Annotated in this window: 10 protein-coding genes and 2 pseudogenes; all 12 read right to left on the reverse strand. The window is 58.0% G+C overall.

Translation table 11 applies throughout. The features are described from left to right. Positions 1–160 precede the first annotated feature (160 nt). Entirely contained in the window at positions 161–988 is an 828-nt protein-coding gene (locus LN050_03875; GenBank protein ID UFS56985.1) for an RNA methyltransferase, read from the reverse strand. Further along, positions 985–1,677, reverse strand: coding sequence for a ribonuclease HII (gene rnhB / locus LN050_03880; protein UFS56986.1), 693 nt, complete (start codon positions 1,675–1,677; stop codon positions 985–987). Before rnhB ends, LN050_03875 begins: the two co-directional genes overlap by 4 nt. After that, the gene (gene lpxB / locus LN050_03885; protein UFS56987.1) at positions 1,649–2,818 is read right to left on the reverse strand and encodes a lipid-A-disaccharide synthase; all 1,170 of its coding nucleotides are present in this window, start codon (positions 2,816–2,818) and stop codon (positions 1,649–1,651) included. The genes rnhB and lpxB overlap by 29 nt, the downstream gene beginning before the upstream one ends. A 5-nt stretch (positions 2,819–2,823) precedes the next feature. Beyond that, the gene (gene lpxA / locus LN050_03890; GenBank protein ID UFS56988.1) at positions 2,824–3,618 is read right to left on the reverse strand and encodes an acyl-ACP--UDP-N-acetylglucosamine O-acyltransferase; all 795 of its coding nucleotides are present in this window, start codon (positions 3,616–3,618) and stop codon (positions 2,824–2,826) included. 15 nt (positions 3,619–3,633) lie between these two features. Further along, the gene (gene fabZ / locus LN050_03895; GenBank protein ID UFS56989.1) at positions 3,634–4,074 is read right to left on the reverse strand and encodes a 3-hydroxyacyl-ACP dehydratase FabZ; all 441 of its coding nucleotides are present in this window, start codon (positions 4,072–4,074) and stop codon (positions 3,634–3,636) included. A 54-nt stretch (positions 4,075–4,128) separates the two neighbouring features. Continuing rightward, a pseudogene (gene lpxD / locus LN050_03900) lies at positions 4,129–5,135 on the reverse strand (UDP-3-O-(3-hydroxymyristoyl)glucosamine N-acyltransferase). 87 nt (positions 5,136–5,222) lie between these two features. After that, a complete protein-coding gene (locus LN050_03905) occupies positions 5,223–5,732 on the reverse strand; it encodes an OmpH family outer membrane protein (GenBank protein UFS56990.1) in 510 nt (169 codons plus the stop codon). Positions 5,733–5,744: 12 nt separating this feature from the next. After that, positions 5,745–8,104: pseudogene (gene bamA / locus LN050_03910) on the reverse strand (outer membrane protein assembly factor BamA). Positions 8,105–8,116: 12 nt separating this feature from the next. Continuing rightward, positions 8,117–9,538, reverse strand: a complete 1,422-nt coding sequence (gene rseP, locus LN050_03915) for an RIP metalloprotease RseP (GenBank protein ID UFS56991.1) — start codon at positions 9,536–9,538, stop codon at positions 8,117–8,119. A 4-nt stretch (positions 9,539–9,542) separates the two neighbouring features. Then, a complete protein-coding gene (ispC, locus tag LN050_03920) occupies positions 9,543–10,745 on the reverse strand; it encodes a 1-deoxy-D-xylulose-5-phosphate reductoisomerase (GenBank protein ID UFS56992.1) in 1,203 nt (400 codons plus the stop codon). Positions 10,746–10,752: 7 nt separating this feature from the next. Then, entirely contained in the window at positions 10,753–11,601 is an 849-nt protein-coding gene (locus tag LN050_03925) for a phosphatidate cytidylyltransferase (GenBank protein ID UFS57307.1), read from the reverse strand. Positions 11,602–11,692: 91 nt separating this feature from the next. Beyond that, complete coding sequence (frr, locus tag LN050_03930) at positions 11,693–12,256, reverse strand: ribosome recycling factor (protein UFS56993.1); 564 nt, start codon at positions 12,254–12,256, stop codon at positions 11,693–11,695. Between the last annotated feature and the right edge of the window lie 9 nt (positions 12,257–12,265).

Raw genomic sequence — 12,265 nt, forward strand, 5'->3', positions numbered from 1 at the left:
GCGTGATCTGTGTAGCGGGCGCAGGCAGGTTGCGGGTAAACCCTCCAATTATAACGACCTCACCGCCCAAGCCTTGGCTGTTGGCCGAATATTTTTAGCTGCCCTGCATGACAAGAGCGGCTGAGTGGTGCGACCCCGCTATGGCTGCTTGGACAAGCGCTCAATCAGCCGTCAAGGCAAGCGCTGCTGCACTGGCATGCAGACACACCGCTGCGGCTGCGGCCACGTTCAGTGACTCTTCGCCACCGGGCTGGGTGATGCGTACCTGCTGGCTGGCCATGGCTGCAATGGCCGGGGCCACGCCCTGCCCCTCATGGCCCATGACCCACGCACATGGCCAGGGCAATTGGGCCTTGTGCAACCAGTCACCCTGATGGCTGCTGGTCACCAACAGGGGCACTTGCAGCTGGTCCAGTTGTGTGGCTTGCAGCCCTTCAACGAGATTGAGGGCAAAGTGTGCGCCCATGCCAGCACGCACGACTTTGGGTGACCACATCGCAACCGTGCCCTTGATGGCCAGCACTTGGGCAAAGCCCATGGCCGCCGCGCTGCGAATGATAGAGCCCAAGTTACCGGGGTCTTGCACCCTGTCGACCACCACCGTTGGCGCTTGCGCCAGCACGCTGCTGGCGCTGCTTGGCGGCACAGTAAACAAGGCGGCCATGCCCACAAAAGACTCCAGGCCACTGAGCTCGGCCCACAGCTTGTCGCTCAGCACCACCTGATGTGTAGCGGCTTGCGCGCATGACCACGTGGCACTGGCGTGGGCGTCGGTGCCTAGCGCTTGTGCGCAGCGCTGCCATGCAGCCTCACTCCAGGTAAAGACACTGGGAAGCAGGCCGCGCTGGTGGGCGGCGCGACACAAATGGTCGCCCTCCAGCCACACGTCACCGCTTTTTTTGTAAGACGCGCCATCGCGCTGCAATGCACGGATGCGTTTGACCACGGCGTTATCAGCCGAGGCGACCTGGGTAGGCATTGTTGTCATGCCAGGGTCTGCCCCGTTGCTGCGGCATGCAACGCCAGCACAGGAGAAAAAGTGCGCCTGTGGTGCTCGCATGCACCGTGGCTGCGCAGGGCCGCCAGGTGTGCCGCCGTGCCATAGCCTTTGTGGCCTGCAAAACCATAATTCGGAAACTGCGTGTGCAGTTCGCACATCAGGTGATCGCGCGTGACCTTGGCCAGAATGGATGCCGCCGCAATGCAGTTGACGTGCGCGTCACCTTGCACGATGGCCTCGGCCATGACGTCCAGCTTGGGAATTCGGTTGCCATCAATCAAAGCCTTGACAGGCTTTAGACGCAAGCCAGCTACGGCGCGTTGCATGGCCAGCATGGTGGCTTGCAATATGTTGATGTCGTCAATTTCCTGCACGGTTGCCTGTGCAATGGAAAAACACAATGCCTTGGCTTTGATTTCCAGAAACAGTTGCTCGCGCTTGCGCTCGGTCAACTTTTTAGAGTCATTCAAACCAGCGATGGGGTTGAGGTCATCCAGGATCACGGCAGCGGCCACCACTGGGCCCGCCAAAGGGCCACGCCCTGCCTCGTCTACACCCACCACCAAGCCGGGCGGGTCCCATAACAGCGCGGCCTGCGCAGCGGTCAGCACGCGCGGCTTTGCAGCGGGCTTTGTACGCGCTGGCGTCTTACGCGTTGGCGATGCGTTGGATGGCATGGCTGGCTACTACGGGTGTGTTCATACGCAAACGCTGGTGCATCTCGTTAAAGCGGCTTTGTACGTGGTCATAGGCAATGGGGTCGTCCAACCATGCCAGTGTCTTTTGCGCCAGACGAGCTGGTGAGGCTTCATCTTGCAGCAACTCAGGCACTACAAAGGTTTGCGCCAATATGTTGGGCAAGCCCACCCAAGGCTGTAAGCGTTTGCGTTTCATGATTTGCCAACTGAGCTGCGGCATGCGATAGGCAATCACCATGGGCCTTTTGGACAGCGCAGCCTCAAGCGTGGCGGTGCCGCTGGCAATCAGCGTCACGTCGCAAGCCGCCAATACCCGCTGCGATTGACCGTCTACCAAGCGCAGCCAATCGACCTCAGCCAAACCGGCGCGCGCCACCGCCGAGCGCACTTGCGCCATCATGCTGGGCGCAACTGGCAGCACAAACACCAAGTCGCTACGCGACTGATGCATTAACCGTGCGGCTTGCAAGAATACCGGCGCAAGTTGTGCAATTTCAGACTGGCGGCTGCCTGGCAACAGCGCCACCACAGGCTTGTCGTGAGGCAACTGCAGTTGTTCGCGCGCCAGGACCTGGTCTGGCTGCATGGGCATGACATCTGCCAGCGGGTGACCCACAAAGGTAGCGGGCACGCCTGCCTGGTCATAAATCGCCGTCTCAAACGGGAAAATGCACAGCACATGGTCGCAGGCTTGCTTGATTTTATCCATGCAGTTGGCGCGCCACGCCCAAATCGAGGGGCTCACAAAGTGCACAGTCTTGATGCCTGATCGACGCAGCTGCAACTCAAGGTCTAGATTAAAGTCCGGCGCGTCAACACCCACAAACATATCGGGCTTGTTGGTCAGTAGCCTGGTAGCCAATTGCTTGCGAATGCCAACAATGCGGCGGTAATGCCTTAGCACCTCCACATATCCACGCACCGCCAGCTCGTGGTAGGACCACCAAGGCTCAAAGCCTTGTGCTTGCATCAGTGGGCCGCCAATACCAAACGACTGGTTGGCCACACCCTGGGTATTCAAACCTTGCAGCAACAGCCCGGCCAACAAGTCGCCAGACGACTCGCCAGCGGCCAACGCAACCTGCAACGGGTGGTTGCTTTGAGGCTCAGTGCTGCTCACAGCAATCAGCGCACGATGCCGCGCTTGCCATCCACCTGCGCCAAAAACGTGTTCATCATGGCCACATCATCGGCTGCTTCGGGCGTGGTGGTGGCCAACTGGGCCATGCGGTCTATGGCCGCTTGCAACGTTAGCCCGTCACGGTACAAGGCTTTGTGCATGGCCTTGACAGCGCTGATACGGGCCGCACTGAAACCGCGACGACGCAAGCCTTCAAAATTCATAGAGCGCGCGCCTGCTGGCTGACCCTGTGCCATCACATAGGGTGGCACGTCAGCAAACAGCAATGAGTTCATGGCCGTCATGGCGTGAGCGCCCACACGCACAAACTGGTGCACCACCGTGAAGCCGCCAAAAATCACCCAGTCGTCAACATGTACGTGACCTGCCAACTGCGTGTTGTTGGCAAAAATGGTTTTGTTGCCCACCATGCAGTCGTGCGCCAAATGCACGTAGGCCATGATCCAGTTGTCATCGCCAATGCGGGTCACGCCGTTGTCACCTGGTGAACCAATGTTGAAGGTGCAAAATTCCCTGATGGTGTTGTTGTTGCCAATGATCAGCTCGCAAGGCTCGCCCGCGTACTTTTTGTCCTGCGGTATGGCACCCAAGGAGTTGAACTGAAAAATATGGTTGTTCTCACCAATGGTGGTGTGGCCCTCAATGACGGTGTGCGGGCCCACTTGTGTGCCCGCTCCAATGCGTACGTTGGGGCCTATCACCGCGTAAGGGCCAACTCGCACGCTGCTGTCCAGCTGCGCGTTGCCATCCACAATGGCCGTAGCGTGTATCAGGCTCATAAGGCTTTACCTGCTTTAGGCAATGGTGCGCATGGTGCACATCAGCTCGGCTTCAGTGGCGATGGCATCGCCCACCTTGGCACGCGCAGCAAACTTGAATATGCCCGCTTTCATGCGCAACAACTCCGCTTCTAAAACGAGTTGATCACCAGGCTCTACAGGGCGCTTGAAACGCGCACCGTCTATGCCTGCAAAGTAATACACCGTGTTGTCATCAGGTACAACGTCCAGGGTCTCAAACGCCAACAAGGCAGCGGCCTGGGCCAAGGCCTCAAGCATTAGTACGCCAGGCATCACAGGTCTGTGCGGAAAGTGGCCGCCAAAAAACGGCTCGTTCATGGTCACGTTTTTGAGGCAGCGAATACGCTTGCCTTTTTCAAGCTCAATCACGCGGTCCACCAGCAAAAACGGGTAGCGGTGGGGTAGCTTTTTTAGAATGTCGTGAATGTCCATCATGGGGTGACCTTGTAGTGTTTATAGATTTATCCGCGTACGCAGTTGGCCTGTTGCTCAGCGCTGCATCGTGTGTTCCAGTGCTTTGATTCTGTCGCGCAGGCGGTGCAGCTGCTTTAGTGTCACGGCATTTTTTTCCCAGGCGCTATTGTCGTCTAGTGGAAACACGCCGGTGTACATGCCCGGCTTGTTGATAGAGCGCGTGACCACGCTAGCCGCAGAAATGTGCACGCCGTCACACAGTTGTAAATGCCCCAGCACAATGGCGCCGCCGCCAACCGTGCAATGTGCACAATGTGTGCGCTGCCTGCCACGCCAGCGCAACCGGCCATGGCGGTGTGCGCGCCAATGTGCACGTTGTGTCCAATTTGAATGAGGTTGTCCAGCTTTACACCGTCACCAATCACTGTGTCGCCCAATGCGCCGCGGTCAATGCAGGTATTGGCGCCAATTTCAACGTCATCACCCACACGCACCGCACCCAGCTGCTCAATTTTGACCCATTGCCCGCCGTGTTGGGCAAAACCAAAGCCATCTGCACCCAGTACCGCGCCAGCATGAACAACACAGCGTTGGCCCAGCACACAGTCAAAGCCCACAACCGCCCGTGCGTGAATGTGCGTGCCCGCCCCCACCACGGCACCCGCCTCAATGCAGGCGTGCGCATCTATGCGAACCTGCTCGCCGATAACAACGTTGGGGCCAATCACAACCAAGGGACCTACCACCGCAGAAGCAGCAACGCTGGCGCTGGCATCCACCACTGCGCTGGCGTGTATGCCGGAGGCTACGTTGGCACGCTGGCGTGCCCGCCACCATTGCGTGAGCAGCGCGAAAAACAGATAGGGGTCTGACGCTTCTATACAGGCACCGCGTGCGCGGGCTTGTTGGCTGAGTGCAGGCGACACGATCAAGCAGGCCGCTTGCGTGGTGTCTATTTGGCCTTGGTATTTGACGTTGCTGATAAACGCAATACCGGTCGCCCCAGCCTGCTCAACAGGCTCTATGGCAGCGATCAGGCAATTGGCGTCACCCAGCAGCTGCGCGCTGGCTGTAGCTGGCAGTTGGGCTTGCACGGCGGCGAACAAGTCGCCCAACGTGACAGACGTGAGCGCGGCAGCATCAGCCCTTTTGACCACGCCTGCCTGGCCTTACTTGGCTGCGTTTAAGCCGCGCAGCACGCGCTCGGTGATGTCGTGCTTGGGGTTCATGTACACAGCTTCTTGCAAAATCAAGTCGTAGTTCTCGGCCTTGGCAACACCTTTGATGACCTTGTTGGCCAACTCCAAGACCTTTTGCAGCTCTTCGTTTTTGCGCAAGGCCAGGTCTTCTTGAAATTCACGGCGCGACCGCTGGAAGTCTTGGTCCATCTGCACCAATTCACGCTGGCGTTGTATGCGCTGGGTTTCAGACAACGTGGGCGCATCGCGCTCCAGCTTTTTGGAGGCGTCTTGCACAGCATCACCTGCCACCTCCAGCTGTTTTTGGCGCTTGGAAAACTCGGCCTCCAGCTTGGTTTGTGCCGTCTTGGCCGCATCCGCTTCTTGAAAAATGCGGTCTGTGTTCACAAAACCCACTTTAAAGTCAGCCGCCAGCGCGTTACCAGCCATAGCCAGGGCCAAGGCGCTGGTAGCGACCAAGGCTGCAGCATGTTTAAACATTGATTGGATCATTTAGAAGTTGGTTCCGATTTGGAATTGGAAAGTTTGGAGTTTATCTGTTGGCTGCTTGCGCAGGGCTCTGGCGTAGGACAGGCGCAATGGGCCAACAGGCGACAACCAGCTCAGACCCACACCACTTGATGCGCGTATCGAGTTATTGGGGCACAACACATAGGTTGAAGGTTTGCAGTACACGTTACCGGCGTCTACAAAGGCAAACATGCGCAAACTGCGGTCATTGCCAACACCGGGGAATGGCGCGATGAATTCGGCGTTGAGCAGCACTGAGCGGTCACCACCGATGCTGGCGGTGTTACTGGTGCTGCCTGCAATCGTGCTTTTGCCCCCCAAAGTGCCTTGGTCAAAACCGCGTATTGAGCCCAAGCCACCACCGTAGTAGTTCTTGAACACAGGCAAGTCCTGTCCGCCCAGGCCCTTGCCCAGCCCAAACTCTGTATTGATGGCAAAGGTGTATTTTTTGGTCAGTGGCCAGTACTGTTGAAACTGATAGTCTGCCTTGATGTACTTGGTGTCGCCAGCAATGCCCCACTCTCCGTTAACGCGTTGGTAGCGGCCTTCCGAGGGCACCAGTGCACTGTCTCGACCGTCACGTGCCCAACCCACGGTGAGCGGCACCCCTGTAGCCGGCGAACCAAATTGATTGATAAAGCCCAGGTAGGCATCAGGCATGGTGGCCCCGGAGACTACAGTCAGTGACGTGGACTCCAAACCGGCACCAAAAAACACCGTGTCGGTCTCTGAAAACGGCACGCCAAAGCGCACAGCGCCTCTTTTGCGCACCAAGGAGTAGTCACCGCCTTGTGAGTCCAGGGGTTGTTGCGTGGCGTAGGACACGTCAAAGGTGCGTGAAATGCCATCCAACGTGAAATAGGGGTCTGTGGTGGTCAGCGACAACTCGCGGTTGAACTTGCTGGTATTGAAGCTGACGCCCAGGTAGTTGCCGGTACCAAACACGTTTTCTTGCTGAATGCCAGCAACAAACGACAGCTTTTCAGACTGTGAGTAACCCGCACCAATAGACAGGTTGCCGGTTGGACGCTCGGTCACACGCATGGACAAGTCCACCTGGTCTGGCGCGCCGGGCACCTCGCGTGGCTGCACGCTAACGTCGGTAAAAAAGCCCAAACGGTCTACGCGATCACGCGACAGGCGAATGCGTTTGCCGTCGTACCAACTGGACTCCATTTGCCTGAACTCACGACGAATGACTTCGTCCCGTGTGCGGTCATTGCCCTCAATGTCAATGCGGCGCACGTAGGCACGGCGCGATGGTTGGGCCTGTAGCACCACCTCTACTTGTGCATTGTCACGGTCAATATTGGGAACCGCCTCTACGCGTGCAAACGCGTAGCCAAACTCACCGAAATAGTCTTTGAACGCCTGCGTGGTTTCGCTGACCAGATCAACGTTGTAGGGCTTGCCGGCCTCAATCGTGACCTTTCTTGCAAACTCTTCATCTTTGCCCAGGTAGTCACCGTCCAGGCGCACGCCTGAAACCACATAGCGGTTGCCCTCGGTGATGTTGATCACGATGGAGATTTCATCTTTCTCGGGCGTGATGGCCACCTGCGTGGAGTCAATTTTGAACTCAATAAAGCCGCGTGTGAGGTGTGCGAGCGCAAGGTGTCCAAGTCGCCATTGAGCTTGGCCTTGGCGTAACGGTTGGACTTGGTGTACCAGCTCATCCAGCCGCCAGTGTCCAGGCTGAACAAGTCTGTGAGCTCGGCCTCAGGGAAAGCCTGCGCGCCTACGATGCGTAGTTCCTTGATGGTGGCCACGCCACCCTCAACCACAGAAAAATTCACGTTCACGCGGTTGCGCTCAATAGGCGTGACGGTTGAGACCACTTGCACCGCGTACATGCCGCGATTGATGTATTGGCGCTTGAGCTCTTGCTCGGCGCGGTCGGCCAAGGCTTTGTCAAAGGCACGGCCCTCGGCCAAGCCTACGTCGCGCAGTGCTTTTTGCAGCACGGCTGGCTCAAACTCTTTGATACCTGTGAAGTCTACGTCGGCCACCGTTGGGCGCTCTTGCACCACCACTACCACCACGTTGCCTTGCAGCTCTATGCGCACGTCGTTAAAAAGGCCCAGGCCAAACAACGAGCGAATGGCTGCGCTGGCTTTGTCGTCTGTGTAGTCGTCGCCGGTTTTAAAGGGCAGCGACGCGAAAATGGTGCCTGGCTCAACGCGTTGCAAACCCTCAACGCGGATATCGGCCACCTTGAAAGATGCAACGGCCCACACGGGTGTACTGATGACGCCAGCTGTTGTGGCCACAATGCACAGCGCGGCGGCTACATAAATGCCACGGGCACTTGCCGCAATGGCCTTTACTAAAGAATATGTCATGAGGACTTTTGCTTAACTGCTCGCGATGCGGGCGATGTCATTAAATAGTGCCACGGCCATTAGTGCAAACAGCACCGCCATGCCACCTCGGGTCAAGCCCGCCATCCATTGAGGCGTAACCGGTTTTCCTGTAACCCACTCCCAAAGATAATACATCAGGTGTCCACCGTCCAAGACCGGGATTGGCAACAAATTCAGTACGGCCAGGCTCACACTGATAAGGCCCAGAAAGGTTAAATAAGCGCCCAAACCCACGCTGGCGGACTGCCCTGCCACCTCGGCGATGGTAATGGGGCCGCTTAGATTGGACAGTGACGCCTCACCCATGACCATTTGCATCAACATGCGCAGCGACATGGCGGCCACATCCCAAGCTTTGGCCGCACCCTGCGCCAAGCCCTCCAACAGGCCAGCACGCACCAGAAAACTCTCTGGCAGCGCGCCCACATAAGCGCCTATTCGGCCAATGTGATTCTGCGCACCTTCAGCCAAGCCAACAGCCTGGACTTGCTGGGCATCCAGCAGGTAAGGCTGGGGCTGCACTGCCAACTCAAGCGTTTGCTCACCCCGTTGCACCAGCCACACCTGAGGCGCCAACGCATTGCCAGCGGCATCAACACGGCTTTGAATATGCTGGCGCAGGGCCTGCGCATCAACAACACGCTCGCCATCAATGCTCAACACTTGGTCCCCCATTTGCAAACCGGCAGCAGCGCCTGCGCCACCAGCGACCACTTGGCCAATATCGGCCTGCATAAACGGTACCGTAATACCCAGGGCGTTAAAGGTCTGAGCACTGGGCTCCTTGCTGGGCAGCCTGGAGATGTTCAGCGCATACCAGCGCAATGGGGACAACGTGGCATCGGCGCTGCTGGCCACGCCCAGCTCCAAATCCACTCCGGCTGAGACCGCTTGGCTGAGCTCCCATCGCAGCGCCTGAAATGAACGCACTGCCTGGCCGGTATCCGCCCCCACTGAGCGAACCTCGCGCACATGGTCTCCGGCACGCAAACCTGCTTGCGCAGCCAAACTGGCCGCGGCCGGTTGGCTCAATATGGCTTGCTGCTCTTGCACACCCCACCACTGCACGCAGGCGTACAGCAACACTGCCAACAATGCATTGGCAACAGGGCCAGCCGCCACAATAGCCGCGCGCTTGCCCAAGGACTGGTTGTTAAACGCCAAGTGCCGCTGATCGGCTGCCACTTTGTCTTCGCGCTCATCCAGCATTTGCACATAACCTCCCAGCGGGAGCAAACACAGCACAAACTCGGTGTCGTCCGGGCTTTTGCGCCACTTCACCAGTGGCTTGCCAAAACCAATAGAGAATCGCAACACCTTCACGCCACACCACCGTGCGACACGGTAATGACCAAACTCATGAAACGCAATGAGTGCGCCCATTCCCACAGCGAAAGCCAATAAGGTCAACATAGTCTTATACCTGCGCCGCGTTGCCAGACCACTGCGCCACCAACTCGCTGGCTTTGGCACGGCTTTGCGCATCCAGCTCAAGCAAAGCGTCTACGCTGCTGGCCTTGATGCTGTTGCTCATGCCCAGTACTGCCTGGTTGACGGCAACAATCTGGTCAAAACGTATGCGCTCGTTTAAAAACGCCTCAACGGCCACCTCGTTGGCCGCGTTGAGCACAGCGGTGCTGCCAGCGGGGCCACGCAAGGCGTCCCATGCCAAAAACAACCCCGGAAAGCGCTCAGGGCTTGGCACTTCAAATGTGAGGCTGGCCATACTGGCAAAGTCCATGGCCTGCGCGCCACTGGTCATACGCTCTGGCCAAGACAAACCGTAGGCAATAGGCACGCGCATATCGGGCGTGCCAAGCTGCGCCACCACAGACCTGTCGTTGAATTGCACCATGGAGTGCACCACACTTTGCGGGTGTATCACCACGTCCAGACGCTCAGGGGCAGCACCAAATAAATGATGCGCCTCTATCACCTCTAATGCCTTGTTCATCATGGTGGCCGAGTCAACCGAGATTTTGCGGCCCATTACCCAATTGGGATGCGCAACCGCCTGCGCAGGTGTGACGTCGCGCAATGTGCTCGGGTCGCGTGTTCTAAAGGGCCCTCCAGAGGCCGTGAGTATGATTTTTTCAATACGCCTGCTCCACGTGCTGGCGTCTTCAGGCAGCGCCTGAAAAATGGCAGAGTGCTCACTGTCTATGGGCAGCAACGTCGCGCCGCCTGTGGCAACTGCCTGCATAAACAAACCACCGCCTACAACCAGCGCCTCTTTGTTGGCCAGCAGCAAACGCTTACCCGCATGGGCTGCAGCCAGACAAGGTGCCAAGCCCGCAGCGCCCACGATAGCCGCCATCACCATGTCTACTTCAGGCGCCGCGCTGACCTCACACATGGCAGCCTCACCAGTGCGCACTTGCGTTGACAAGCCTTCGCTGCTTAGCCGCTCAGCCAGTCGCTTTGCAGCCTGTGTATCCGCCATTACGGCGAATTTCGGCTTAAAGGTCGCACACTGCTGAACCATCAGATCCACCTGCGTGGCTGCGCACAAGGCATACACCTCAAACGCGTCGGTGTTGCGGCTTATCACGTCCAGTGTGTTGGTACCAATAGAGCCAGTGCTGCCCAATACCGTGATTTGTTTTTTTGCAGAAGTCATAGTGGTTTCAAACCGTCACCAACATCATGCCCAGTGGCAACACGGGCAGTAGCGCATCAACGCGATCAAGCACACCGCCGTGCCCTGGCAACAGACCGCTTGAGTCTTTAACGCCCGCACAGCGTTTGACCAGGGACTCCACCAAATCACCCACCACAGCCATGCACGTCAGCCACAACACACCCACCACCAGCAGCACTGGTGAGCGCTCTAACAAATGGGTGTAAATGCTGGCGCTATCCGTGACGTAGTGGGCATCAAACCACACCCATACAAAGGCCAACACCATGACCGCAGCCGCACCACTAAAGGCCCCTGCCCACGTTTTGCCGGGGCTAATGGCCGCTGCCAACTTGCGTTTGCCCCAGGCGCGCCCACCAAAATAAGCAGCCACATCAGCCACCCACACCAGCACCATCAGCGACAGCAGAAAGTTGATGCCCGTCTGGTGGGCGCTGGCCATAGCCAGCCAGGTCAGCGACAGCAAGGCCCAGCCAATCAGCAAGCGCGCAGCGGCACTGGAGTTGGACCAGCGGCTCAGGCCAACACGAATCAGCCAAGCAGACCCCAACACCCAAGCGCCTGCGCACAGCAGCCACAAACCGCGCATCACACCTGCATGCTCCGGCAACAATTGCGGCGCGAGCCACCACACGTATGCCAAGGCTGCGCCTATGGCAGCACCGGCCACGCCGGACACCACAGAAGACGCACCGTTTAGCCGCCCCCATTCCCAACAACCGGCGGCAATCAGCACCAGCGTGATGGCAGCAAAATAGCTGGCATCGCTGGCAAATAGCGCCGGTAACAACAGGGCCAACAGCACAACGGCGGTGATGATGCGGGGTATGAGCACGGCGTCCTCTTTTTTGTAAGTATTGCGCTGGTGGCGTGTTACGTCTTGCATGTAAAAACGGGCGCCAGGCGCCCGTTTTATGAGTAGGCGTTTAAACCGCCAGTATGTCAGCCTCTTTGCTCTCGACCAACTTGTCGACCTCGGCAATGTACTTATCGGTCAGCTTTTGGATCTCATCAGCCTGGCGACGCTCGTCGTCTTCACTGGCGAGCTTTTCCTTGACCAAACGCTTGACCGCTTCGTTGGCGTCTCGGCGCAAATTGCGAATCGCGATTTTGGCGTCTTCGCCCTCTGATCGCACCACCTTGGTGAGCTCTTTGCGGCGCTCTTCAGTCATGGCGGGCATGGGCACACGAATGAGGTCGCCCTGTGAGGCCGGGTTTAAACCCAGGTCAGAGTCGCGTATGGCTTTTTCAATTTTGGGCGCCATGCCCTTTTCCCAGGGTGCTACGCCAATCGTACGTGCGTCCAGCAGCGACAAGTTGGCCACTTGCGACAATGGCAGCATGGAGCCGTAATAGTCAACTTCCACCACGTCCAGCAGCTGTGGGTTGGCACGGCCAGTGCGCACGCGCTGCAAAGACGATTTGAATGATTCAATGGATTGGCCCATTTTGCGCTCTGCGTTAGGCTTAATCTCTTCCAAGCTTGCCATGAGTGTGTC

It is taken from the genome of Comamonadaceae bacterium M7527 (assembly GCA_021044545.1).
Classification (GTDB): Bacteria; Pseudomonadota; Gammaproteobacteria; order Burkholderiales; family Burkholderiaceae_C; genus RS62.